This window comes from Vibrio sp. NH-UV-68 (assembly GCF_042940635.1).
In the GTDB taxonomy this organism is placed as follows: Bacteria; Pseudomonadota; Gammaproteobacteria; order Enterobacterales; family Vibrionaceae; genus Vibrio; species Vibrio pacinii.
Genome location: NZ_CP134975.1, coordinates 2,056,981 through 2,083,017, shown reverse-complemented (window position 1 = coordinate 2,083,017; position 26,037 = coordinate 2,056,981). Strand labels below are relative to the sequence as shown.

At 45.2% G+C, this 26,037-nt stretch carries 24 protein-coding genes; 19 read left to right on the top strand and 5 right to left on the bottom strand.

Translation table 11 applies throughout. From position 1 onward, the window contains the following. The first annotated feature begins 90 nt into the window (after window positions 1–90). The 12 genes from fabD to ViNHUV68_RS09360 all read left to right on the top strand — a co-directional run bounded on the left by fabD (window position 91) and on the right by ViNHUV68_RS09360 (window position 11,294). Window positions 91–1,014 (top strand): ACP S-malonyltransferase, encoded by a 924-nt coding sequence (fabD, locus tag ViNHUV68_RS09415; protein WP_038172883.1) that lies wholly within the window; start codon window positions 91–93, stop codon window positions 1,012–1,014. Window positions 1,015–1,042: 28 nt separating this feature from the next. Further along, complete coding sequence (gene fabG, locus ViNHUV68_RS09410) at window positions 1,043–1,777, top strand: 3-oxoacyl-ACP reductase FabG (RefSeq protein WP_391090305.1); 735 nt, start codon at window positions 1,043–1,045, stop codon at window positions 1,775–1,777. A gap of 304 nt (window positions 1,778–2,081) precedes the next feature. Continuing rightward, a complete protein-coding gene (gene acpP, locus ViNHUV68_RS09405) occupies window positions 2,082–2,315 on the top strand; it encodes an acyl carrier protein (protein WP_004406112.1) in 234 nt (77 codons plus the stop codon). 90 nt (window positions 2,316–2,405) lie between these two features. Next, entirely contained in the window at window positions 2,406–3,647 is a 1,242-nt protein-coding gene (gene fabF, locus ViNHUV68_RS09400; protein ID WP_038172881.1) for a beta-ketoacyl-ACP synthase II, read from the top strand. 108 nt (window positions 3,648–3,755) lie between these two features. After that, window positions 3,756–4,556, top strand: coding sequence for an aminodeoxychorismate lyase (pabC, locus tag ViNHUV68_RS09395; RefSeq protein ID WP_391087664.1), 801 nt, complete (start codon window positions 3,756–3,758; stop codon window positions 4,554–4,556). After that, the gene (gene mltG / locus ViNHUV68_RS09390; RefSeq protein WP_391087661.1) at window positions 4,553–5,569 is read left to right on the top strand and encodes an endolytic transglycosylase MltG; all 1,017 of its coding nucleotides are present in this window, start codon (window positions 4,553–4,555) and stop codon (window positions 5,567–5,569) included. The genes pabC and mltG overlap by 4 nt, the downstream gene beginning before the upstream one ends. Beyond that, the gene (gene tmk, locus ViNHUV68_RS09385) at window positions 5,566–6,195 is read left to right on the top strand and encodes a dTMP kinase (RefSeq protein WP_038172877.1); all 630 of its coding nucleotides are present in this window, start codon (window positions 5,566–5,568) and stop codon (window positions 6,193–6,195) included. Before mltG ends, tmk begins: the two co-directional genes overlap by 4 nt. 3 nt (window positions 6,196–6,198) lie before the next feature. Beyond that, the gene (locus tag ViNHUV68_RS09380) at window positions 6,199–7,161 is read left to right on the top strand and encodes a DNA polymerase III subunit delta' (protein WP_038172876.1); all 963 of its coding nucleotides are present in this window, start codon (window positions 6,199–6,201) and stop codon (window positions 7,159–7,161) included. Next, the gene (locus ViNHUV68_RS09375) at window positions 7,152–7,919 is read left to right on the top strand and encodes a YchF/TatD family DNA exonuclease (RefSeq protein ID WP_391087658.1); all 768 of its coding nucleotides are present in this window, start codon (window positions 7,152–7,154) and stop codon (window positions 7,917–7,919) included. The genes ViNHUV68_RS09380 and ViNHUV68_RS09375 overlap by 10 nt, the downstream gene beginning before the upstream one ends. 443 nt (window positions 7,920–8,362) lie before the next feature. Further along, window positions 8,363–9,793, top strand: coding sequence for a PTS glucose transporter subunit IIBC (ptsG, locus tag ViNHUV68_RS09370; protein ID WP_391087655.1), 1,431 nt, complete (start codon window positions 8,363–8,365; stop codon window positions 9,791–9,793). Between the two features lie 251 nt (window positions 9,794–10,044). Beyond that, window positions 10,045–10,137: a YnhF family membrane protein gene (locus ViNHUV68_RS09365; RefSeq protein WP_157631111.1), complete on the top strand. Its 93-nt coding sequence runs from the start codon at window positions 10,045–10,047 to the stop codon at window positions 10,135–10,137. A gap of 8 nt (window positions 10,138–10,145) precedes the next feature. Beyond that, window positions 10,146–11,294, top strand: a complete 1,149-nt coding sequence (locus tag ViNHUV68_RS09360) for a patatin-like phospholipase family protein (protein WP_391087652.1) — start codon at window positions 10,146–10,148, stop codon at window positions 11,292–11,294. A gap of 67 nt (window positions 11,295–11,361) precedes the next feature. Here the strand turns inward: ViNHUV68_RS09360 and pyk are convergent, their stop codons facing one another. Further along, window positions 11,362–12,804: a pyruvate kinase gene (pyk, locus tag ViNHUV68_RS09355; RefSeq protein WP_038172870.1), complete on the bottom strand. Its 1,443-nt coding sequence runs from the start codon at window positions 12,802–12,804 to the stop codon at window positions 11,362–11,364. A gap of 342 nt (window positions 12,805–13,146) precedes the next feature. On the opposite strand from pyk, the gene ViNHUV68_RS09350 reads away from it, so the two are divergent. After that, complete coding sequence (locus ViNHUV68_RS09350; protein ID WP_391087649.1) at window positions 13,147–14,364, top strand: ROK family protein; 1,218 nt, start codon at window positions 13,147–13,149, stop codon at window positions 14,362–14,364. A gap of 130 nt (window positions 14,365–14,494) precedes the next feature. Further along, complete coding sequence (locus ViNHUV68_RS09345) at window positions 14,495–15,442, top strand: chemotaxis protein CheV (protein ID WP_038172867.1); 948 nt, start codon at window positions 14,495–14,497, stop codon at window positions 15,440–15,442. A gap of 122 nt (window positions 15,443–15,564) precedes the next feature. Here the strand turns inward: ViNHUV68_RS09345 and ViNHUV68_RS09340 are convergent, their stop codons facing one another. After that, the gene (locus ViNHUV68_RS09340) at window positions 15,565–16,305 is read right to left on the bottom strand and encodes a YciK family oxidoreductase (protein ID WP_038172866.1); all 741 of its coding nucleotides are present in this window, start codon (window positions 16,303–16,305) and stop codon (window positions 15,565–15,567) included. An 87-nt stretch (window positions 16,306–16,392) separates the two neighbouring features. On the opposite strand from ViNHUV68_RS09340, the gene sohB reads away from it, so the two are divergent. Then, window positions 16,393–17,454, top strand: a complete 1,062-nt coding sequence (gene sohB, locus ViNHUV68_RS09335) for a protease SohB (protein WP_391087646.1) — start codon at window positions 16,393–16,395, stop codon at window positions 17,452–17,454. Between the two features lie 78 nt (window positions 17,455–17,532). Here the strand turns inward: sohB and ViNHUV68_RS09330 are convergent, their stop codons facing one another. Together ViNHUV68_RS09330 and rrtA are read right to left on the bottom strand one after the other, a co-directional pair. Further along, a complete protein-coding gene (locus tag ViNHUV68_RS09330; protein ID WP_391087643.1) occupies window positions 17,533–18,930 on the bottom strand; it encodes a DEAD/DEAH box helicase in 1,398 nt (465 codons plus the stop codon). A gap of 102 nt (window positions 18,931–19,032) precedes the next feature. Next, window positions 19,033–19,599, bottom strand: coding sequence for a rhombosortase (gene rrtA, locus ViNHUV68_RS09325; protein WP_391087640.1), 567 nt, complete (start codon window positions 19,597–19,599; stop codon window positions 19,033–19,035). A gap of 3 nt (window positions 19,600–19,602) precedes the next feature. Between rrtA and ViNHUV68_RS09320 the strand changes: the two genes are divergently transcribed. The 4 genes from ViNHUV68_RS09320 to ViNHUV68_RS09305 all read left to right on the top strand — a co-directional run bounded on the left by ViNHUV68_RS09320 (window position 19,603) and on the right by ViNHUV68_RS09305 (window position 24,692). After that, window positions 19,603–20,214 (top strand): DTW domain-containing protein, encoded by a 612-nt coding sequence (locus ViNHUV68_RS09320; RefSeq protein WP_391087637.1) that lies wholly within the window; start codon window positions 19,603–19,605, stop codon window positions 20,212–20,214. Window positions 20,215–20,427: 213 nt separating this feature from the next. Further along, window positions 20,428–21,999 carry a ricin-type beta-trefoil lectin domain protein gene (locus tag ViNHUV68_RS09315; RefSeq protein WP_391087635.1) on the top strand — a complete coding sequence of 524 codons (1,572 nt, stop codon included), beginning with the start codon at window positions 20,428–20,430 and terminating at the stop codon, window positions 21,997–21,999. A 191-nt stretch (window positions 22,000–22,190) separates the two neighbouring features. Beyond that, window positions 22,191–23,204, top strand: a complete 1,014-nt coding sequence (locus ViNHUV68_RS09310; protein WP_391087632.1) for an adenosine deaminase — start codon at window positions 22,191–22,193, stop codon at window positions 23,202–23,204. Between the two features lie 117 nt (window positions 23,205–23,321). Continuing rightward, on the top strand, window positions 23,322–24,692 hold the full coding sequence (locus ViNHUV68_RS09305; protein ID WP_391087629.1) for an HD domain-containing phosphohydrolase: 1,371 nt from the start codon (window positions 23,322–23,324) through the stop codon (window positions 24,690–24,692). Window positions 24,693–24,705: 13 nt separating this feature from the next. Here the strand turns inward: ViNHUV68_RS09305 and ViNHUV68_RS09300 are convergent, their stop codons facing one another. Beyond that, entirely contained in the window at window positions 24,706–26,022 is a 1,317-nt protein-coding gene (locus tag ViNHUV68_RS09300) for an anti-phage deoxyguanosine triphosphatase (RefSeq protein WP_391087626.1), read from the bottom strand. Window positions 26,023–26,037: the final 15 nt, after the last annotated feature.

The window sequence follows — 26,037 nt, the reverse complement described above, 5'->3', positions numbered from 1 at the left end:
CTGCAGCAGAATAATTACAATTAAAGGTGCCAGTATTGGCATCTTTTCTTTGTTCTCTTTTATGAAAGAAAATGGTTTAAGGAATAGATAATGAGCAAGTTTGCTATCGTATTTCCAGGTCAAGGTTCTCAAGCAGTTGGCATGCTAGCGGAGCTTGGCGAACAGTATGACGTAGTTAAACAAACATTTGCTGAAGCGTCTGACGCTCTTGGCTATGACCTTTGGGCTTTGGTTCAAAATGGTCCTGCTGAGGATCTTAATCAAACGCATCGTACTCAGCCAGCATTACTAGCATCATCTGTTGCTATCTGGCGCGTTTGGCAAGATCTTGGTCTAGAACAACCGGCTAACCTAGCGGGCCACAGTTTAGGCGAGTACTCAGCACTAGTGTGTGCTGGTGTGATTGACTTTAAACAAGCGATCAAACTGGTTGAACTGCGCGGTCAGTTAATGCAAGAAGCGGTACCTGCAGGTACTGGTGCCATGTATGCCATCATCGGTCTTGACGACAGTGCGATTGCTAAAGCGTGTGAAGACGCAGCTCAAGGCGATGTTGTTTCGCCAGTCAACTTTAACTCACCAGGTCAGGTGGTGATTGCGGGTAGTAAAGCCGCCGTCGAACGCGCGGGTGCATTGTGTAAAGAAGCGGGTGCAAAACGTGCTTTACCGTTGCCAGTTTCTGTTCCTTCCCACTGCGCATTAATGAAACCTGCGGCAGATAAGCTTGCCGTGGCGCTTGAAGAGATTGAATTTAATGCCCCTCAGTTGCCTGTCATCAATAACGTTGATGTGATTGCAGAGACGGAACCTGCGAAAATTAAAGATGCGCTTGTTCGTCAGCTATACAACCCAGTACGTTGGACTGAAAGCGTACAGCTAATGAGTGATCAAGGCGTAGAAAAACTATTAGAGTTGGGCCCAGGTAAAGTTCTGACAGGCCTGACTAAACGTATCGTGAAGACACTGAGTGGCGCTGCTGTGAACGACATCGCTTCGTTAGACGCTGCAAAGTAACTTACAGATCATAGGAAAGAAGAACATGATGAATCTAGAAGGCAAAATTGCTCTAGTGACGGGTGCTAGTCGCGGAATTGGCCGTGCTATCGCTGAACTGTTGGTTGAGCGCGGTGCGACGGTAATCGGTACTGCGACTTCTGAAGGCGGCGCAGCTGCGATCAGTGAATACCTTGGTGATAATGGCAAAGGTATGGCGCTTAACGTGACGGATGTGACATCCATCGAAGCAACACTGAAAGCGATCAATGAAGAGTTTGGCGTGATTGATATCCTAGTGAACAACGCGGGCATCACTCGTGATAATCTACTGATGCGAATGAAAGACGATGAGTGGAACGACATCATCGATACAAACCTAACGCCTATCTTCCGTATGTCAAAAGCAGTATTGCGTGGCATGATGAAAAAACGTGCAGGTCGTATTATCAACGTCGGTTCTGTTGTGGGTACTATGGGTAACGCAGGTCAAACTAACTACGCTGCTGCTAAAGCAGGCGTGATAGGTTTCACTAAATCGATGGCACGTGAAGTGGCGTCTCGTGGTATCACTGTCAACACGGTTGCGCCTGGTTTTATTGAAACCGATATGACGAAAGCACTAAACGATGAGCAGCGTGCAACGACGCTTACTAATGTACCAGCAGGTCGTTTAGGTGATCCGCGTGAAATCGCTTCAGCCGTTGTCTTTCTTGCTTCACCGGAAGCGGCGTATATTACAGGCGAAACTTTGCATGTAAATGGCGGTATGTACATGGTGTAAATCGCTTTCCTGCAGAATTGAGGAATTTTTTCATTAATTTTCACTCAAATTTCTGCAACGACAGTGAATTTGTCCATAATGTCGCCAACTAGGCTACTTATTGTCATTAAAATAGCCTATAGTTTGTGATAATTGACATAGATGTGCGCAACATTTGTGCATGATTTAAGTCAAAAATGTATTGAATTTCGGTTAAAATCGCTAAAATTGTGGTTTGACCAGCAAGGTCCCTCTTGCAACTTTCAGTAGTTCTAATAAACTACGGAATCATCGCATTGAGCGAAATCTGTAAAGGAAAAGAAAAATGAGCAACATCGAAGAACGCGTAAAGAAAATCATTGTTGAACAGCTAGGTGTAGACGAAGCTGAAGTTAAAAACGAAGCTTCATTCGTTGACGATCTAGGTGCTGATTCTCTAGACACTGTTGAACTAGTAATGGCTCTAGAAGAAGAATTCGACACTGAGATTCCAGACGAAGAAGCTGAGAAAATCACTACTGTTCAAGCTGCAATCGACTACGTAAACAGCGCTCAGTAATATCTCTCCCAGGCGGCCTTCTGGCCGCCTGTGTTCTTTTAAACACTTCTATCCTTCCATAGAATCATTTCAATTCCGGAGAATAAAATCGTGTCCAAGCGTCGTGTTGTTGTCACTGGCATGGGTATGTTGTCACCGGTAGGCAACAGCGTAGAATCATCTTGGAAAGCCCTGCTAGCTGGTCAAAGTGGTATCGGTAATATCGACCATTTTGATACCGAAAATTACTCAACTCGCTTTGCGGGCTTAGTGAAAGATTTCGACTGCACAGAATACATGTCGAAGAAAGATGCTCGTAAAATGGATCTTTTCATCCAGTACGGTATTGCAGCGGGTATACAAGCTTTAGATGACTCTGGTTTACAAATTAACGAAGAAAACGCGGCACGTGTTGGCGTAGCGATCGGTTCAGGCATTGGTGGCCTAGAGTTGATTGAAACAGGTCACACCGCACTAGTTGAAAAAGGCCCACGTAAAGTTAGCCCGTTCTTCGTTCCATCAACCATCGTTAACATGGTTGCAGGTAACTTATCTATTATGCGTGGTCTACGTGGTCCGAATCTCGCGATCTCGACGGCGTGTACAACCGGTCTTCATAACATTGGTCATGCGGCTCGTATGATTGCATACGGCGATGCAGACGCGATGGTTGCAGGCGGATCGGAAAAAGCATCTACACCGCTTGGTATGGCTGGTTTTGGTGCTGCTAAAGCACTGTCGACTCGTAATGACGAACCACAAAAAGCGTCTCGTCCATGGGATAAAGATCGTGATGGCTTCGTCTTAGGTGACGGTGCAGGTGTGATTGTGCTTGAAGAGTACGAACATGCTAAAGCGCGCGGTGCAAAGATTTATGCAGAGCTTGTTGGCTTCGGTATGTCTGGCGATGCTTACCACATGACTTCACCAAGTGAAGATGGTTCAGGTGGTGCATTGGCAATGGAAGCGGCAATGCGTGATGCAGGTATCACTGGTACTCAAGTCGGTTATGTTAATGCTCACGGTACGTCTACGCCAGCAGGCGACGTTGCCGAAATTAAAGGCGTTAAACGTGCTCTAGGCCAAGAAGGGGCGAAACAAGTTAAAGTTTCTTCGACCAAGTCTATGACAGGCCATTTATTGGGTGCTGCCGGCTCCGTTGAAGCGATTATTACCGTGATGTCTTTGGTGGACCAAATTGTTCCACCAACCATCAACCTAGATAATCCTGAAGACGATCTCGATATCGATCTCGTTCCACATACAGCGCAAAAAGTGTCGATGGATTACGCCATCTGTAACTCATTTGGCTTTGGTGGTACGAACGGCTCGCTTGTGTTCAAGAAGATTTAATTAGACTTCGCAAACTCAATAAAAACGGCTTACTGCTTTGGCATTAAGCCGTTTTGTTATTTAATAGCCTCTAATAGTCAGTTTGTTGTGTGTTCATAAGGAAATGATATGTTGCTTAATGGTATTCGCGCTGAGTCAATTGCATTGACCGATCGCTCATTCCAATACGGTGACGGCTGTTTTACCACCATGCTCACCCGTGATGGTGCTATTCAGCACTGGTCCCTTCATGTTCAGCGCATGAACGATTGTTTGGATGCACTGTACATTCCCCATCCTGATTGGCTGTTGGTCGAAAAATGGCTGAGTAGTGTGATGCGCGATGATCACAAGGCCGGATTAAAGTTACATATCAGTCGCGGCGAAGGCGGACGTGGATATAGCCCTACTCAAGTCACCTCACCAAATGTTACTATTAACGACTTTATTTATCCCTCTCACTATGAACAATGGTGCCAAGAGGGGGTGCCGCTAGGTGTATGTGAAACACGATTGGGTCACAACCCTGTGCTAGCTGGTCATAAACATAACAACCGCCTCGAGCAAGTCTTGCTTAAAGGTGAGATGGACCGCCGCGGGTTTGCCGATGGCGTTGCGTTGGATATAAAAGGCAACGTGGTCGAAACGACCATGGCGAATCTTTTTTGGTGGCAAAATAACACCCTGTTTAGCCCTGATTTATCCCTTTGTGGTGTTTCCGGTGTGATGCGTCGTGTCGTTCTGGATTGGGCACAAAAGGAGGCGATTAAGGTTGAGGTAGGCCAGTTTCCTCTCTCGGACTTAACCCAGGCACAAGAGGTGTTTATCTGCAACTCTTTGCTTGGCGTTGCACCTGTTCGTCAAATAGGGTCACAACGCTTTGATATTGGAATCATAACTACACGAATTCAGGAGATGGTCGAGTCGTGATTAAAAAAATCGCTCTCTTGTTGCTCTTTGTCGCTGTTTTTCTAACGGCGGGTTACTCATACGTGACCAAACAAGTCGAGCAGTACATTACCCAGCCGCTTCAACTTAAAGAAGCACAAATTTTTACCATTGAACCAGGAACCAGCTTTAACCGCGTTCTCATCAATCTTACCCAAGTTGATCTAATCAATCCAAGTGATTGGGTGAAGTTAGTTCGTCGTTTTTACCCGCAACTAACTCAATTGAAAGCGGGTACATACTTACTTGAACCTAACTTAACGTTAGCTGAAGCCTTAGCGGAATTTAAGCAGGGTAAAGAGCACCAGTTTGCGATTACTTTTATTGAAGGATCGACTTTTAAACAGTGGCTTGAGATTTTGCGTAGCGCGCCGTATTTAGAGCACGAACTGCAAGGGCTTAGTGAAGCTCAAATTGGGCAGAAGCTTGGATTAGAACATAGCAAACTCGAGGGGTTGTTCTTAGCGGAGACTTATCATTACACGTTTGGTGCGTCTGATTTTGATATTCTTAAACGCGCTGCGGATAAGTTACAAATCGTGTTAGACCAGCACTGGGCACAGCGTCAAGAAAAGTTACCACTAAAATCAGCCTACGAGGCCTTAATACTGGCTTCTATTATTGAGAAAGAGACCGCCATCGACTCAGAGCGAGAACGGGTGGCGTCAGTGTTTATCAATCGACTTAATAAACGGATGCGATTGCAGACAGATCCGACAGTTATTTATGGTATGGGTGATAAATACGATGGCAACATTCGTAAAAAAGATTTGCGCACGCCGACGCCATATAACACCTATACGATCGCGGGGTTGCCACCGACGCCGATTGCGATGCCGGGAGAAGCCTCTATCGCTGCTGCTCTCAACCCAGAGCAAAGTGACTACCTCTATTTTGTCGCCAGTGGTAACGGTGGGCACGTGTTTTCTAAAACACTTGTCGAGCATAACCGCGCGGTTCGCGCTTATTTAAAACAATTAAGAAGTAACCAATGAAAAACGCACAATTCATCGTCATCGAAGGCCTAGAAGGGGCGGGGAAAAGTACCGCAATTAATGCTGTTCTAGACACGCTGAAACAAGCGGGGGTTGATCGCATCCGCAATACCCGTGAACCTGGTGGAACTGCTTTGGCCGAAAAGTTACGCACTTTGGTCAAACAAGAGCATGAAGGCGAAGAGTTGCAAGATATGACAGAGCTGCTGCTGATGTACGCCGCTCGCGTTCAGTTGGTCGAAAATGTTATCAAGCCTGCTCTAGCTGATGGTGTGTGGGTGGTGGGTGACCGCCACGACATGTCTTCTCAAGCTTATCAAGGGGGCGGTCGTCAGATCCCAAGTGAGACGATGGCTGCACTTAAGCAAACTACGTTAGGTAACTTTAAGCCTGACTTAACCCTCTATTTGGATCTTGACCCGCGAATTGGCCTTGAACGTGCCCGTGGACGTGGTGAGTTAGATCGCATCGAGAAGATGGATATGAGCTTTTTTGACCGTACCCGTGCGCGTTATCTAGAGCTAGCGGAAAATGATGATACGGTTGTCGTGGTTAACGCCGAACAGTCGATTGAACAAGTGGCGAAGGATATTCGCCTCGTTATCACTAACTGGTTAAATACATAGTCTATGAATGAGCTTTATCCTTGGTTAACTCACCTGTGGAGTGAGTGGCAGACAAACTTGCAAACGGATCGCTTTTCAAATGCAGCACTGTTGCTTGCCGAGCAAGGGATGGGGGCTGAACAGTTAGTTGATCAGTTTAGCCGTGCAGTAATGTGCCAAAACTACCCAGCAGAGGCGTGTGGGTTTTGTCATAGCTGTCAGTTGATGAATTCTCAAAGTCATCCCGACTTTCACATCATCAAGCCTGAAAAAGAGGGTAAAGCGATTACGGTCGACCAAATTCGTCAATGTAACCGCTTAGCGCACGAATCTTCGCAGTTGTCTGGTTTGCGTTTGTTTGTCATTGAACCTGCTGAGGCGATGAATGAATCCGCGGCCAATGCATTATTGAAAACGTTGGAAGAGCCCTCTAAAACCTGTCTGTTTTTATTGGTCAGTCACCGTTCAAGTGCCTTATTACCGACCATTACTAGCCGTTGTCAACAATGGCACTTAACGGCGCCTGAATCACAGTTGGTTGCCCAATGGTTGAGTCAACAGTTTAGCGGTACGGTTCCTGAATATGCGGCGCATATCAATGGCAATGCGCCCATTACGACGCTCGCGTTTATTGAACAAGATAAAATGAGTCGTTACTTGGCTTTAGAAGCTCAATTGACTGCTTGGTGCCAGCGCTCCGGTGATGTGGTTAAGTTGGCCAAAGAACTTGCCACAGAGCCACACGAGCAACTCAATTGGATGTGGTATCTCTTGTCTGATGCTCAAAAAGTGCATTATGGTTTAAACATGGCATTTTTTACGCCGGGGTCTCAAGCACTTGCCAACGTGGTTGCTTATCAGCAGCTATACTCACAATCACAAGCTTTACTGGCTTTGATGGAACAACTCCGCCAGCATTCAGGGCTTAATGCTGAACTGCTTATCTTGGATTGGTTATTTAAATTTAACGAGGAAACATGTTCGTAGACTCTCACTGTCATTTAGACAAACTCGATTATCAAGATCTTCACCAAGGCATTGAAGATGTAATAGATAAAGCCAACGCCGCAAATGTCCGAGAACTATTGTCCGTTGGGGTTACGCTTGATTCGTTTCCAAATATGCTCGCGATGATCGAACCTTATGAAAACGTCTATGCTTCTTGTGGCGTACATCCACTTGATGTTGAAAGTGACTTTGCTTTAGATACGTTGCACGAATATGCGTCACACCCACGTGTTGTCGCTATTGGTGAAACGGGGTTAGATTATCACTATCAACCCGAAACGGCGCAATTGCAAAAACTGCGATTTGAACAGCAAGTAGAGTTGGCCGTTAAGTTAGACAAGCCGCTCATCATCCATACCCGCAATGCCAGAGAAGATACGCTCGACATTTTGCGCAAAGGCAATGCGGATAAATGCGGCGGAGTGATCCACTGCTTTACCGAAGATCTTGCTTTTGCCAAGGCGGCAATAGAACTCGGTTTTTATATCTCAATTTCAGGTATTGTAACGTTCAAGCAAGCGACTGAACTGAAGCAAGTTGTTCAAGCTTTGCCGTTAGAGTGCCTATTGATTGAAACCGATTCGCCCTATCTTGCCCCTGTTCCTCACCGAGGGAAACAGAACCAACCAGCTTATGTTGTTGAAGTCGCCGCGTACATCGCACAGCTAAAAGGCTGTTCGTTACACGAAGTTGGACAGAAAACTAGCGAAAACTTCAAAAATCTTTTTTTGAGATAGAAAATGAGTTTTGAACAAAAAAGGAGCGATGGCTCCTTTTTTTTGTGCGAACAGTCACGATAAGTTTAAAATTGGCTATTGTTTACTAAATTTGTTGAAGTTGAGAGCAGCTAAAGTCGTCTTGTAAATTTGTTACAGAAAATAACAACCTCGTCTATTTTATTTACCCATCAAAATTAATCAGGTCTGTCACTAAATACAATTAAATCAATAGGTTAATTCTTTGCAATCCATTTCAATTTGAGGTGTGGATTGTGATCTATCTATTAGTTTGAAACTAAATTTCGTAACTAACTAGAAAGTTTGATTACACGCAATATATATTTAGAGGCAGAAAATATACTGTCATATGTGGTTACATTTTCTTAGGGTGCTAACATTATAGGCTACGGGGGTGTGCCGTTAGAGCCCAATAATTCTTATAATTTATCAGGAGCATAAACATGTTTAAGAACCTTTTTGCAAACCTGCAGAAGGTAGGTAAGTCTCTGATGCTTCCAGTATCAGTACTTCCTGTTGCGGGTATACTACTAGGTGTCGGTGCTGCCGACCTTGGTTTCATTCCAGAAATCGTTTCTAATCTAATGGAACAGGCTGGTGGTTCAGTCTTCGGTCAAATGGCACTGCTATTTGCTGTAGGTGTTGCACTAGGCTTTACAAATAACGACGGTGTAGCAGGTCTTGCTGCTATCGTTGGTTACGGCATTATGACCGCAACACTTAGCGTAATGGCTGGTGTTATGGGCGTAGAAAAAATCGACACAGGTGTACTAGGTGGTATCCTAGTCGGTGGTGTTGCTGCTTGGGCATTCAACCGTTTCTTCAAAATCCAACTTCCAGAATACCTTGGCTTCTTCGCTGGTAAGCGTGCTGTACCAATCATTACTGGTTTCGCTGCTATCGCACTTGGCTTCGTACTTTCTGTCGTATGGCCACCAATTGGTGCAGCCATTGGTTCTTTCTCGCATTGGGCTGCAGATCAAAACCCTCAACTAGCGTTCGGTATTTACGGTATCGTTGAGCGTTCTCTAATCCCATTCGGTCTACACCACGTTTGGAACGTACCATTCTTCTTCGAAGCAGGTAAATGTATTAACGCGGCGGGTGAAGCTCAGAACGGTGTTCTAACTTGTTACCTAGTTGCTGATGAAGCATCTCGTGCTGCTGGTAATGGCTTCGGTCAGCTAGCGGGTGGTTACATGTTCAAGATGTTCGGTCTACCAGCGGCGGCGATTGCTATCGCTCATTCTGCTAAGCCTGAAAACCGTGCGAAAGTAATGGGTATCATGGCATCTGCGGCATTGACCTCATTCCTAACTGGTATCACAGAGCCAATCGAATTCTCGTTCCTATTCGTTGCGCCATTACTGTACGGAATCCACGCTCTACTTGCAGGTTCTGCTTACGTTGTTGCTAACACGCTAGGCTTTGTACACGGTACTTCATTCTCACACGGTCTGATCGACTTCCTAGTTCTTTCGGGTAACGCTCAGAAAATGGGTCTGATGGTTGCTGTTGGTCTTGTATACGCTGCAATCTACTACGTAGTTTTCCGCGCAGTTATCAAAGCGATGGACCTTAAGACTCCTGGTCGTGAAGATGAATCTGAAGACGTTGCTATGACTTCTGGTTCTGACTTAGCGGGTGAACTTGTTGCCGCATTTGGTGGTAAAGCGAACATCACAGGTCTTGATGCGTGTATCACTCGTCTACGTGTTGCGGTTGCTGATACAGAATCAGTTAACCAAGAGAAACTAAAACAACTTGGCGCCGCAGGTGTAGTTGTTGTAGCAGGTGGTGTTCAGGCAATTTTCGGTACTAAGTCTGACAACCTGAAAACAGAAATGGATGAGTGGATCCGTAACAACGGTTAATCCCCACTAACTCATCATTGATAAAAGGAGGCTTCGGCCTCCTTTTTTACGTTTGTTAAGCGTCAAGTTGATGCTAGTAGTGACGGTTTGTTTGATTTTCCTTTGTCGCGCTCTTTACTGGGTGATGACATAGTGGTCAATAATGCTTGGATAGTGTGACGCTAACACCATAATTTTGCGCGAAAAAAGCGTATTTATTGAAGATATATCAGGTTGATGTTATTACTTTGTTACACAATCAGGAGGTGTTTATGGAACACGATCTTAAATTAGCTCTACTGATCACCGCGTGCGCTTTTGCGATGATACTCGGCTTTGCTATTACTGCTGTAACATCAGCGTAGGGCTCAGTATGAAAAACTGCGGTGTTATTACCAACGCTGCTGTACATCTCGATAGTGAACGACTCAAGCGGTACACTGGTGGTAAAAATGCTCTGGTTGCTCAAGGTGGCGGCCAGCGAGGTATTTTTACTGCTGGTGTTTTAGACGCCTTTCTTCTTTCCAACTTTGATCCTTTCCACTCTTTTTATGGCACGTCAGCGGGTGCGCTGAATCTGTGTGGGTTCTTATGTCGCCAACGTGGAATAGGGCGTTCCTTTATCTTAGACCTAACCACTGATCCTGAATTTTTTCAACTGTTCCGTTATATCCGCCGCAAGCAGTTTCTTGGCCTTGATTGGGCATTAGATAAAATCAGTGCTTACCCCTATCGGCTTGATATCGATATGGGGCGTAAAATGCTGCAGGGACGAGAGGCTTTTGCTGCGGTTACAGATACAACGCGTTTACATGATCACTACTTACCCATGCTACAAGACGATTGGCGACAAGTGTTAATAGCAACTTGTGCAATCCCTCGTCTTTATCATCAGCCAGTGCAATTTCCACATGGAGAGTATGTTGATGGTGGAGTGTCGGCATCAATACCCGTACAAGAAGCCTGGCGTCGAGAGGCGCGTTGTATTGTTGTGATTCGTACCGAGGGGCATGATTTAGCAACAGGCACCGTAGAGGTCAATCAGGAGCCTCAGGTTACATGGTTGAAAGATTCATTTAATGTGATCCAAGGGCAATGGCAAGAGAAGCTAGGCCAGTGGAAGCAAGATTGGAGTGCTTTTTTTAATTATCAAATGCAACGTGCGGTTCAACAAAATAGTCTTGATGGTAAAACCGAATCACTTAATGGCGGTCGTTGGTTGTTTGGTGCAGATGAAGTCTACCGTTTGAGCCATCTAATCGGCGATAAGTTTGACTCGAGCTTAGCGGACATGCTGATGGTTCACTATCAAACTTACTCGCTAACCCAAGACTTCTTAAATTCGCCACCCGATGATTGCTTTATTATTCAGATTCGACCTGAACAGCCACTGAAATCGAATTCATTGATGAGCGAGAAAGAGGAGTTACTCCATGACTATCAGCTCGGGTTAGATGCCGGCTATCGTTTTGTGGAGCTATTTTCTCAATGTGCCGCGCCGCCTATTTCTATGACCAATTAAAAGTAACACCAACAGAGCCCAGGCTCCCTTGATGTTACTTGATGATTACCTTTATTTGATGAAAGGGTTAAGCGGCTAAAATCCGTAGACAGTTCGTTGAACCGATTACATCCATCACATCACCTTGAGTAATGATAACTAAATCACCATCGTCGAGTAGGCCGCGTTGTTTTAGAGTTGCCACTGCTGCTTGCGCTGTGGCGAGTCCTGTATCTGACTTATCGTGGAAATAGACTGGGAACACGCCGCGATAGAGTGCGGAAAGATTCAGAGTACGTTCGTTGCGTGACAGAGCGAAAATGGGTAAGCCCGAACTCAGACGAGACATCATAAGAGCCGTGCGACCAGATTCGGTTAATGTCACAATGCCTTTCACTCCTCGCATGTGATTGGCGGCGTACATAGTCGACATCGCAATGGTTTCTTCACCACTGTCAAATACCGACTCCATACGATAACTTGAGCGGTTAATGGCGGCCATTTTTTCCGCGCCTAAGCACACTTCTGCCATTGAACGTACGGTTTCTATTGGGTATTTACCTGCTGCTGTTTCACCGGATAACATCACAGCATCGGTACCGTCGAGCACGGCGTTAGCGACGTCCATCACTTCTGCACGGGTTGGCATCGGGTTTTCCATCATCGATTCCATCATCTGGGTTGCGGTAATTACAGTACGATTGAGTGCACGGGCGCGTCGAATGAGCTGTTTTTGTACCCCGATTAATTCAGGGTCGCCTATTTCTACCCCAAGATCACCACGCGCGACCATAACGGTGTCAGACGCAAGGATGATGTCATCAATGTTCTCTTCTGTTGCAACGGTCTCTGCGCGTTCGACTTTTGCAACCAGTCGTGCTTGAAGTCCAGCATCGGTAGCAAGTCTACGAGCATAATGCATGTCTTCGCCATTACGTGGGAAAGAGACGGCGAGATAATCGACGTTGATTTCCGCCGCAAGTAAGATGTCTTTCTTGTCTTTTTCGGTAAGGGCATCTGCCGACAATCCACCGCCTTTTTTATTGATCCCTTTATTGTTTGATAGCGGGCCACCAATCGTGACTTTGGTTCGTACTTGAGTCTCGTTAACACTGATCACTTGCAGTTGTACACGCCCATCATCAAGCAACAAAATATCACCGGTTGAAACATCATCTGGCAGAGCTTTGTAGTCAAGGCCGACAGCGTCTTCGTTCCCTTCACCAGCTGGAAGCGTACTATCTAGGGTGAAAATATCGCCAATATTGAGCTGGATTTTACCTTGCTTAAACGTTGAAACACGAATTTTAGGTCCTTGCAGGTCACCTAATATTGCCACGTGAGTGCCTAATTTAGCCGCAATATTACGGACGCGTGTTGCCCGCTCACGATGATCATCTGCGCTACCGTGAGAGAAGTTCATTCGTACTACGTTGACACCCGCTTCGAGAATAGATTCAAGTACACCAGGTTGATCGGTTGAAGGTCCAAGGGTTGAAACAATTTTGGTTCTTCTTTGGATTGCAGTCATTCGGTTCTCCTTGAGTTGAATCTGCCAAGTCCACACTCTAAAAGGCGAGCACGGATCTTTCTACTTAATCATTATTACTGTTAAGGTTAAGTATATACCCGCGGTGCCATCGTGTTTTGAAATCGCCACTTGGCGGTGATTAAAGCGATGCAAGTATGATTATAGACATAATTATTAACGCAAAAAAAATCAATCTGGACTGTGATTAATAGTTCGCTATTTGATTCACAACACAAACAAAAATGTTTATACGTGACCCTTGTCACGGCGATTCATCAAAGCTCTTCACAATTACTTCGCAAAGTAAAAAAATTACTAGGTTATTGATATTCGGAGCACTCTATGTACATGGCTCAACCAGGCCATATTGATCACATCAAGCAGGTCAATGCTGGCCGTGTATATAAACTCATTGATCAAAAAGGTCCTATTTCTCGAATAGATCTCTCGAAAAAAAGTGCGCTTGCACCAGCGAGCATCACCAAAATTACCCGAGAGCTTATCGAGGCGCATCTGATCCATGAAACCACGGTCCAAGAAGCGACCAGTCGCGGTCGACCGGCTGTTGGCTTACAAGTCAATAACGAGGGTTGGCAGTTTCTGTCTATGCGCCTTGGTCGCGGTTATTTGACCATCGCGCTGCACGAGTTGGGTGGAGATGTACTCATCGACACCAAAATTGACATACATGAAGTTGATCAAGATGACGTACTAGCCCGTTTACTGCATGAAATTGATGAGTTTTTTCAAACTTATGCCGACCAACTCGATCGTGTTACCAGTATTGCGATTACTTTGCCAGGTCTTGTCAATTCGGAACAAGGTATTGTGCTGCAAATGCCGCACTACAATGTTGAAAATCTGCCGCTTGGCCCTGAGATTTATAAAGCGACGGGCTTACCTGTGTTTGTTGCAAATGATACTCGCGCTTGGGCTTTGGCTGAAAAACTGTTTGGCCACTCTCAAGATAATGAAAATTCGGTGTTGATTTCTATCCACCATGGCTTGGGGGCGGGCATCATATTGGATGGACGCGTGCTGCAAGGGCGCCATGGTAATATCGGTGAGCTAGGCCATATTCAAATCGATCCAAGTGGAAAACAGTGCCACTGTGGTAATCGAGGCTGCCTTGAAACAGTGGCGAGTTCTCAAGCGATTCGCAATGAAGTCAGCGAACGTATTGCACGAGGCGAAGAGTCGTCACTGTCTGCTATCGAAGAAGTTTCAGTTGAAGAAATTTGTGAAGCAGCGGCCAACGGCGATCCATTGGCAGTTGATGTGATTGAGAAGCTCGGCCGTTACTTAGGCTCGGCGATAGCGATCGTTATCAACCTATTCAACCCAGAAAAGGTGCTGATTGGCGGCGTCATCAATCAAGCAAAAGACGTGCTCTATCCTGCAATTCAGACCTGTATTGAAGAGCAGAGTCTGCCCGTTTACCACCAAGATTTAGAGTTGGTGGAATCACGCTTTTACAAACAAGCCACTATGCCTGGTGCTGCGTTGGTTAAGCAAGCGCTCTACGATGGCCTTTTATTGATGAAGGTTATAGAAGGGTAGCGTTTCTGAGCTTTAGCTCTCCTTTATATTTGAGGTAAACCCATATAATCTGAAATGATATGTGGGTTTATTTTTATCTTAGTCTTGCTATAGACTACCTTTGTTATATACACACCGGTTGAGAATGAGTATGTCTGGAGTTTTAAATACCGTTGACCAACGAACAAACCTTGTCGGCGAAAACCGCCTTGAGTTGTTGTTATTTAGTTTAAACAGCAGACAGTTATTCGCGATTAACGTGTTTAAAGTCCGCGAAGTGATTAAAGTGCCACCGATGACGAAAATGCCCGGTTCGCACCATCATATTACAGGGGTTGCGTCACTTCGTGGCGTATCGGTGCCTGTGATCGATCTTAGAGCTGCGATTGGCTTTCCGCCATCACGCCTTGAAAATCAAGAAGAGAACCTGATCATTACCGAGTATAACCGTAGTATTCAAGGCTTCTTAGTCGGTCAGGTGCGTAATATTATCAATACCGCATGGACAGAGATTCAGCCACCGCCGAAAACCGCAGGTCGTTCAACTTACTTGACTGCAATTACTCATGTTAAAGAGGATAAGCGACAGGAGATTGTCGAAATTATTGATGTGGAAAAAGTACTCGCTCAGATCATCGATTACGATATTTCAATTTCTGAAGGGGTGCTTGATCAGGAGCTGGTCAATGAAATGGTCGGTCGCAAGGTCTTAATTGTTGACGATTCATCGACAGCCCGTGCTCAAGTGCGCGGTACGCTTTCTCAGCTAGGGTTAAATATTATTGAATGCCGTGATGGTCTTGAAGCTCTTAATCTACTGAAATCTTGGTGTGATGAGGGTAAAAACGTTGTTGAAGAGTTATTGCTGATGATCACCGACGCAGAAATGCCAGAGATGGATGGTTATAAGCTCACGCATGAAGTGCGTAGTGATCCACGTATGAAAGACCTTTACGTCACTTTGAACACATCGTTAAGTGGCAGCTTTAACGATGCGATGGTTAAGAAAGTTGGCTGTGATCGATTTATTTCTAAGTTTCAGCCGGATCTTCTGGTTGAGGTTGCACAAGACAGATTAAGGCAAGTTCTTAATCGCTAGATCAATTGAACGATCTTGCCAATAAGGCTTTGTTGAGTCGTTAGGCCGGAAAGCAAAACGCCTTGCGTGTTACTGAAGTAGACGCAAGGCGTTGGTATGTTTGGAAATCAAGGGATTACGAGTTATTTCGGCTGAGCATCAATACATTGGCCATTGACGCATTTACTCTCAGGTGCCATCAGGTAGAGATAAAGTGGCATGATGTCTTGAGGTGTTTTAAGCAGATCCGTATCTTCAGCAGGATATGCTTTTGCTCGCATTGCAGTTCGTGTTGCCCCTGGGTTGATGGCATTAACTCGAATGGTGCTGTCGCTTAGCTCATCGGCTAAGACTTGCATCATACCTTCGGTAGCAAATTTAGAGATGGCGTAGGTGCCCCAGAATGCACGACCACTATGGCCTACGGTCGATGAAGTAAAGACAATGCGCCCATCTTGTGATTTATGCAGTAATGGCAGTAGTGCTTGAGTCATCAAGAACTGCGCCTTGACGTTGACCTGCATAATATCGTCGTAAGTATCTTCACCAATTTGGTCAAACGGGCTGATAACACCCAATAGACTAGCATTATGCAATATACCGTCTAAACGACCGAACTGGCTCTCAATCGTATCGGCCATGTCGACATAATTCTGTTTGGTTGCGCCTTTCATATCGAGAGGGATGATCGCAGGTGTCGGGTAGCCTGCCGCTTCAATTTCATCATAAGTCTGTTCAAGCTTGTTTACAGTTCGCCCCAGTAGAATCACGGTTGCACCATGCTGAGCGTAAGAGAGTGCGGCTTGTTTACCGATACCAGCGCCAGCGCCAGTAACCAGAATAATTTTCCCTTTTAGGGCATCTGAAGAAACAGCATATTCCACGATGTTTATCCTTTTGTAATGATCTGCTTTATGAATACATAACTTGGTGGTTACAATACACCAATTCGCATATGAGGGGATATCACATTGGAATTTTTGTTGGATTACGGGCTGTTTTTGGCCAAGATTGTGACTGTCGTGGTTGCCATTATGGCGATTTTAGTTATCGCCAAAGCGTTGGGCGGTAAGAGCGGAGCGGCGAAAGGTGAGTTAGAAATCACTGACTTAACTGAGCAACACAAGCGAACGGTTGAACAGCTAGAGCATCATTTGCACGACAATACTTTTCTTAAGGCGCGCGATAAAGCGGAGAAAAAACTCGATAAAGAGAAGAGTAAAGCGCGTGAGAAAGTGATCAAAAAGGCCTCAAAAGAAGGGGATCTTGATAGCAAACGTGAACCACACCTATTTGTACTCGACTTTAAAGGCAGTATTGATGCCAAAGAGGTTGCGTCATTGCGCGAAGAGGTCACTGCGATTCTGGCGGTGGCACGTGAAGGTGATGAAGTCTTACTGCGTCTTGAGTCTGGCGGCGGCATGGTGCACGGCTACGGCTTAGCCTCATCGCAACTGGATCGCATTAAGTCAGCTGGGTTGCCTTTAACTATTGCGGTAGACAAAGTGGCAGCCAGTGGCGGTTATATGATGGCTTGTATTGCCGATAAGGTCGTGTCAGCGCCGTTTGCTATTGTTGGCTCGATTGGGGTGATTGCTCAATTACCTAACTTCCATAAGGTATTGAAAAAATATGATATTGAGTATGAACAGCTGACGGCGGGCGAGTATAAGCGCACCTTAACCATGTTTGGTGAGAACACGGATAAAGCGCGTGAGAAGTTCAAACAAGAGCTTGAAGAAACCCATGGTCTGTTTAAAGACTTTATCCGTGAACGTCGCCCGCAACTTGACCTTGATAAAGTGGCGACAGGTGAGCATTGGTTTGGCACGACAGCCTTTGATCTTGGCTTAGTCGATGAGATCACAACGTCAGATGACTTGGTCGTGGCAGCATGTAAAGAGAAAACCGTGCTAGCGATTCACTACGTCGAAAAGAAAAAACTGACCTCTAAGCTGGCTGGTCTGGCTGGTGAAGCGGCAGATAATGTACTGATGAAACTTATCGATCGTGGCCAGCGCCCGATTGTTTAAGTCAAATAAAAAAGCGCTCATCAAATGATGGGCGCTTTTTTTATGCTTGATGTGGCGAGCTTAACTTCTCTACGAGACTTAGCTGCGAGCCGCTTGCGGTTTACTTGGTCGACGGCGAGCCGGCTTGCTTGCCGCAGGTTTATTGCTGTCGCTTCGTTGGCCGTTGGCGCCTCGGCTTTCGCCGTTTGGCTTGTTACCACCGAAGTGACGTTTGTTCTTACCTGCCGGTTTATTGCCGCGTGCATTATCACCTGAGCGCTGACCGTCTTGGTGTCCTACTTTTGGCTTCTTCGGTTTCTTTGGTTTCATTGGGCGTGTATCTAGCCTTGATTCTGGTAGCTCGTTAACGGGTTTAAAACCTTCAAGCTCCATACGCGGCAAGATTTGTTGAATCAAACGTTCAATACCAAATAGGTCGATGGCTTCATCTGCCTCAACCAGGGAGATCGCTTTACCCACTTCACCTGCGCGGCCAGTACGACCGATACGGTGAACATAATCTTCAGAGACATTGGGTAACTCGAAGTTAACCACTTGTGGTAGCTGAGGAATATCAATACCACGCGCAGCAATATCGGTGGCGACTAAGACGCGAACATCGCCCGATTTAAAATCAGCCAATGCACGAGTTCGAGCGCCTTGGCTCTTGTTACCATGAATCGGTGCTGCGGTAATCCCTTGCTCATTAAGGTAATGCGACAGACGGTTGGCACCATGTTTAGTACGAGAAAAGACCAGTACTTGTCTCCAGTTACCATCGTTGATCAATTTCACCAGCATCGGCGCTTTTTTGCGTTTGTCAGCTGGGTAGATGCACTGTTCAATCGTTACGGCTGTCGAATTTTCAGTATTGACCGACACTTCAACTGGGTCGTTCACTAAGCCTTTCGCCAATTGACGAATTTCAGCCGAGAACGTCGCAGAGAAGAGTAGGTTTTGGCGTTTTGCTGGCAACAAGTTAAGAATTTTTCTGATGTCGCGGATAAAGCCCATATCGAGCATACGGTCAGCTTCGTCCAGAACCAATACTTCGAGTTGGTCAAATTTAAGCGCGTTTTGCTGATAAAGATCGAGAAGTCGACCTGGTGTCGCCACCAATACATCACACCCTTGGCGCAGCTTAAGCATCTGTGGGTTGATTTTAACGCCGCCGAAGACTACTTGAGACGTCAGGCGTTGGTAGCGGCTGTACTTGAAAACATTCTCTTGTACTTGCGCTGCAAGCTCACGAGTGGGTGTTAGAACTAAAGCGCGAATGTGGTTGCCTTTCACGCGCTGGCCATTGTCTAAACGTTCTAAGATAGGCAAAGTGAAACCAGCCGTTTTACCGGTACCTGTCTGCGCAGCCGCCATGACATCTTTACCTGCTAAAACGGCAGGAATTGCTTGCTCCTGAATAGGAGAGGGAGTGTCATAGCCTTGCTCTTCAATTGCTTTAAGAATCGGAGCAGAAAGGCCCAAGGAGGTAAAACCCATAGTATGTTCTCTAGATGGTAAAATCGGACAAATCGCGAGCAAATTGAAACTACGCGAAAAAGGGCGCCATTCTGCGCCCTTTAACGAGGAACATCAACCAAATTATGACGAAGCGGGCTGATGTCTTGCTTTATATTGGCGTATGTAAAGTGCCATTGCGAGAACGATACCTGACAGAGCGCCATAAAGATGAGCGTCAACAGCGACTTGAGCATTGATCAGATCTTGAGTCGACTGTGATGCGCCCATGGTCAATTCCCAGGCAACTTTCGCACAGACTCCGATCACCAGTAACCAACTGCTCTTACGCCCATTCAGCGCTTCTTGGAGGGCAAAATAAGCAAATAAGCCGTGCAAGGTCCCTGATAGGCCAACATAACTATTCATACTGCTAAGGAAATTGAGTACGCCGATGGCAGCGCTGGTCACTAATAGGCAAAATAGCAACGCTTTGTCACTCGGTTTAAAAATCAAACCGATCATCCAAAGTCCGCCTAAGTTCATGGCTAAATGGGGAAAGTTGGTATGGGTGAAGTTTCCTGTTAGGATTCGCCACCATTGGCCGTCCAAAATAAGGTAACGCTGCCAATTAACTAAAGAGGCCTGCGGCTCGAACTGTAAGCCGATGCAAACTAAGCTAATAGCGATTAACAGAAAAAATACACGCACTTTATGTCCCGATACTGTTCTCAATGTAAAAAATCACTCAAAGCTTGTATCTGTGAGTGGATACAAAGCCTAACATCGAATGTTGAGTTGGTCATCCTCCAGCATCATAGCGAAACAAACAAGCCGATGGGGACGGCGAGAATCTTGCAACTCTCATTAGCGAACTGCCACTGTTTAGTCGGGGAGGACTTCAGTGACAACACGCAGCTCAACGCGTTGCTCAGCGATCCGCACTATTGCCATTTTGTGCTCTATCCAGGAGAGTCTGCCCTTGCCCACGGCGAAGTCGGAAAACGGCGCCAGGACAAAAAAGTCCGTGTTATTTTGCTCGATGGCACTTGGAAGAAAGCGTATAAAATGTGGCAGCTTTCAAGCAACTTGCACGCTTTGCCTCTGATCCGTTTACCCGATGATCTGCAAGGCAATTATCGTATTCGTAAAGCGCCAGATGACAATAGCTTGTCAACGGTTGAAGCTGGTTATCATATTCTTTCGCTACTCGAACCAGAGCAAGACTTCTCAGCGTTGATTCACACGTTTAATCAGATGATTGAGTTTCAAATCAAGCAAATGCCGCCGGGTGTGTTTGAGAGTAACTATCTGCGTTCCACTTGAAGGTTCAGGTTTGAGGCCTGAAAACTATCTGTAATTCTTGATGCCAGCGGGTGGATTTATTTCGTCTTCACTTTCTCATTTTAGTTTTAGAACACTTTGTTTTATTAATAACTATATCATTAGTGCTATGGTTTAACTGTAATAAAGCGGTTGTTTAAAATATGTCAATATAAATAAATATAAAGAAATTAATTCTATATGGGGATGAATTCAATGAGTGTTAAAAATACTGCACAGCTATATATATATACATTTTTTCTTGCTTGGAGTACTTACTCATATTCTGACAATGATATGAGATTAAATATTCAAGAAGAAAGTAACTTAAATACATTAAATGCAGAAAAACGAGGCGCATTAACGCGATTTTTATTTACCGCTGACCCTCAGTTTTATACAGGTCGCTCAGATATTAATGACCCTACTTTGGATAAGTTGGCTGGTATTATTTATGACTTAACATACAGTAGAAATACTCCTAATCCTATATTTGGTTTACTTGTAGGAGGCGATATGACCCAGACCGCTCACAACAACAGTATTTTTGGGAAGGAGTTTCAACATTGGAAAAATATCATTAAATATTATAACGTCATGGATAAGTCATATGAAACTATAGGGAACCATGATGAAACGACTGGTGGAGTTTCTAGACATGGAAAAATTGAGAGTTTTATCGATCGAAACAGAGAATACGCTCGTCAAAGTTATCGACGAAGTGGGGCTCTATACTCGTGGGATGTGGAGGAGATACATTTTGTTGCGCTTGGAACTGGCGTGTTCTCTTCTGAACGCCCCACCAAATATGAGGATGTAAAAAATTATCGTCAACTTGATTTCTTACAAAATGACCTAGACATCAATGTCGGTAATAGTGGCAAGAAAGTGGTGTTGATGTTTCATATTCCGGCTAATCATCATGATTGGAAAGAAGCTGATAGAAAACGTTTTCTTAATCTAATTCAAGAGTACAATGTCGTACTTTTACTGGCTGGGCATACCCATGCTTGGGGAGGGGAGCAATATATCACACTCCCTAATGGTCGAAGAATAGCTCAAGTCGTTGCACCAACAATACGTAATGACCAACGCCCTATTGGGCAATATGCCGATATTAAATTGGAAAATAATTCGACGCGAATGCAAGTTGAATTAAAACATAATGACGGAATAGAAAACTATAAAGGAAAAATAACGTTGGACCTTAAAATAGACCAACTTTGGTATCCACAAACTGCAACTGTTAAGGCTCCAATCTATATGGAGAAAAGTGGTAGTTTCAACGAAAGAAAATATGTTTATAAAGATGTCCATTATTACACGATGCAATCTAGAAATGGAACAGGGCGTTGTATTGGTTATGATGGCAATACAACATCTGATAAATTACTTATTCAGGTGACGTGTGATGCATCAGATCCAAGACAAAACTGGTTCTGGTCTGCACAAACCCAACAAATACATTCTAAAATGGATTGGAATTATTGTTGGCGATACGATTCAAACTTCGCTGGCAGCCCGATCAGGTTAGCCAAGTGTAATGCAAATGATCCTAACATGCGTTGGCAATACAGTAAGTATAATAAAGACCAAGATTGGCTACGAAAAATTAAACCTGCTAACTCCCCCAACCTACAAGTCGATGGATATAAAGAAAGCAATGAAGTTAACCTTTACAGCGCTCATTCGAGTAGCACTCAACTTTGGGGAGTCAGCCACCAAAGATACCCTGCTAACCAAATGTCACTAAGTGCTCACGGACTTAAGCATACTCATCTAGAATGATAAAGCGCCGTATTGTTCAGATTTAAAAGCGAATACACCTTTGAGTGACTTTGTTGATGATTTTAGTATAATTAAATCAATGAATTATGAACAAGAGTAAAGCGCACAGCGCTTTTCTCTTTGTATGACTTACGCTTTTCAGAGAAAAGGGCTTGTTGAAAACTCATCATATTGAATGGAGAGACGTAAGCGTGAATCACACTACTTTTATTCAGCAACTGCCTAAAGTCGAATTACATCTGCATATTGAAGGCACCCTTGAGCCTGACATGATGTTTCAACTGGCCCAGCGTAATCAAATTGCTTTGCCTTTTTCTACGCCTCAACAAGTGAAAGAGGCTTATCAGTTCAGCAATCTCCAGTCATTTCTTGATATCTATTATCAAGGTGCCAACGTTCTCATTCATCAACAAGATTTCTATGACCTGACGTGGGCTTATCTTATCCGTTGCTATGAGGACAATGTCATTCATACCGAAATCTTTTTTGATCCACAAACTCATACCGAGCGTGGGATTGAATTTGATACGGTGATCAATGGTATTTATCAAGCACTGCAAGAGGGTTATAGACAACTTGGTATTAGCAGCCAAATCATCATGTGTTTCTTACGTCATCTTGATGAAGAGAGTGCTTTTGCCACCTTGTCTCAAGCATTGCCCCATAAAGATAAAATTGTTGCTGTTGGACTTGACTCATCAGAGCTAGGTCACCCTCCAGAAAAGTTTGCCCGAGTGTTTGCAAAGGCAATAGACGAGGGATTTTTGACGGTAGCTCATGCCGGTGAAGAAGGGCCGGTGAGCAATATCTATGACAGCCTAGAATTACTTAAAGTGAGCCGAGTCGATCATGGGGTTCGCTGCGCCGATGATGATGCGTTAGTCAATGTACTTGAGCAAAGTCAAATGCCGTTGACGGTTTGTCCACTTTCAAATACTAAGTTAAAAGTGTTTGCAACCATGAGTGAACACAATATTGTCGAGCTGTTACGCCGAGGCTTATGTGTGACGATTAACTCTGACGACCCGGCATATTTTGGCGGTTACATGACTGATAACTTTATCGCGGTGGCCGATAGCCATGCGATCAGCCAGCAAGAGTTGGCGCAGTTTACCCGTAATGCTATCAACGCTAGTTTTATTAATGATATAGAAAAAAGCCGTTTACACAGTCAGTTAGAATCATTTCTCGCAGATGACGAGTGATTTTATCGCAATGAGCCACTAAACTAGAAGTTCGATTGTTGCGTATTAATGGGTGGTGATAAGGACAATCATCATTAGGCGCTTGCTACATTTTTTCTGTGCTCGATAAGGACTTTTATGCAACCTCACGTCAATCAAACCATTCCGTTATCTGAGCTAATGCTCTCGCTAACCACAGCGTTAGATATGACAGAAGGTCAACCGCCTGAACACTGTATTCGCTGTTGTTGGATCGGTATGCACCTTGGTGATGCAATGCAACTTGGCGACGAACAGCTGTATGATCTATTTTTCACACTGCTGCTCAAAGATGCCGGGTGTAGTAGCAATGCTGCACGTATTTGTGAACTCTATATGACCGATGATCGTTCCTTTAAGCGCAACTACAAAACTGTTGGCACGAGTCTGTCTAGTGCGATTAACTTTGTGGTGAAAAATACCGGGATCGGCCAGAGCTGGGTCACTCGGATCTCAGCCACCATCGATATTCTCAAAAATGGTAATGATTACGCTCAAGAGCTGATTGAAACCCGTTGTACTCGTGGTGCGGAGGTGGCCCGAGAGCTGCGATTTAATGAGCTGGTGGCAAGAGGTGTACACAGTTTAGATGAGCACTGGGATGGAACGGGGCGCCCGGAGCAACTCAAACACGATCAGATTCCGTTGTTTTCTCGCATTGCTTTGCTCGCTCAGGTGGTTGACGTGTTCCAATTTGAGCATGACTTAGACAGCGCGATTGCTGAAATTGAGGCCCGTAGTGGCAGTTGGTTTGACCCACAGTTAGTGGCGCACTTGGTCGATATATCACAACGAGCGAGCTTTGTTGAGGGGCTTAATGCGGCGGATATCGCTGAACGTGTGATGAGCCTCGCGCCCGCTCATGCCAGTGTCATTGTTGATGAAGAGTACCTCGATTGTATCGTTAGTGCGTTTGGTAAAATTGTCGACTCGAAGAGCCCTTATACTGCAGGTCATAGTGAACGTGTTGCCGTCTATACCGACTTAATTGCACAGGAACTCGGGATTGAGTTTGCTGAAAGGCAGTGGTTAAAACGCGCCGCCTTGCTGCATGATCTTGGCAAACTTGGTGTGAGCAATGCCATCTTAGATAAACCGGGTAAACTCGACGAACAAGAGTGGGAGGCCGTTAAATCACACGCAGCACTGACCGAACAAATTCTCAATTATTTAAAACCGTTTAAAGAGATGGCGTGGATCGCAGGCGCGCATCATGAAAAGCTCGATGGTACTGGTTACCCAAAACAACTTAGTGCCGAACAAATTCCACTCTCAACCCGGATCATTACTACCGCGGATATTTTTGATGCCATCACGGCCGAAAGACCATACCGTGGTGCGGTGCCCGTACCTAAGACCTTACTCATTATGCAAGAGAACCTACATACCGCGATTGATGAACGCTGTTTCAACGCATTGAAAGCAGCGATTACCAAGTTGCCTAGCCATTATTTTGCAGAATCTGAATAGCCTAACCACGGACTTAGTGAGAAGAGAACAGTTGTTGGTGCAATCTTTGAGCGTGCCCGTCAGTCATGGATGAAATGTAATCGGCTATCACGCGAAAACCTGCGCTATTGTTGTCGCACGCTGACCATTTCTGCCGTACGTTGACTGGCAGCAAGCGTTCAGGATCGGCGCTTAGGGCTTCAAAAATATCCATAATGATTTGTTGGCCTTTGTATTCAACGACTTGAACGTGCGGGACTTGAATAACATAGTCACTAACGAAGCGTTTCAAGATGTTGAGCGCTTTATCCATGGTCGGTTCGAGTACGGCGTTGAATGCGAGCAGTTCACAATCAAATTGCGCCTCAACGGGTTTTATCGAAATACTGGTCAGTAGTGCATTAACCATGCCTCCGATGGCATCCTTACGTTGATAGTGTGTGCCAGAAAAAAGCATTTCTGTAATCGAATCAATATGTTTTTCAAACCATACATCGCCACACTCGGCAAGTTGACTGGCGGCTCCCTCAATCCATTGATGGCGATTGACCATACCGAGTACTAAGGCATCTTCAAGGTCGTGAACGCCGTAGGCAATATCATCAGAAAGCTCCATAATCGAACAATCAATTGACTTAAAGCGTGTTTTTTTATGCTGGTACTCAGATAGCGGTTGATCACGCATCAGACTAAACAGGGTTTTGTCTTGCTCGCTCAATGGCGCTAACACCCAATCGAACAAAGCTTTATCGCAATCATATAAGCCTTTCGCTGGCGCCCAATCGCGAGCGCGCAGTTGACGTTGATGTGAGACACTTGCAGGGATGACGGCAGCGCGAGTATGGCTAATTAACGCAGGGTATTTGATCAAACCTAATAAGGTGCGGCGCGCGAGGTTCATACCGAACAGCTCAGTATAGGGCTCTAACTTGGTCACAATACGAAAAGTTTGTGCATTGCCCTCGAAGCCGCCGTGTTCACGCATCATGTAGTTGAGAGCGACTTCTCCACCGTGACCATAAGGGGGATGGCCGATATCGTGGGCAAGGCAGATTGAGTCGATTAAGCTATCACTCGGCAGCAAGTCGCGAAATTGAGGTTGTTTCTTTTTAAGTTGCGCGACAATGCCAGTGCCCAATTGAGCCGCTTCCAACGAGTGGGTTAAACGGGTACGGTGAAAGTCATCAAAACTGTTGCCATGAACTTGGGTTTTCGCTTGCAGACGGCGAAAGGCCGCCGAATGGAGAATGCGTGCGCGGTCTCGCTGGTATGGGCTTCGATGATCATCACGACGAATTTTATGTTCATCATCGTGACGGTCGTGCCATAAATCGCTGATTGGAATACCCATCGTCAACCTCTGTAT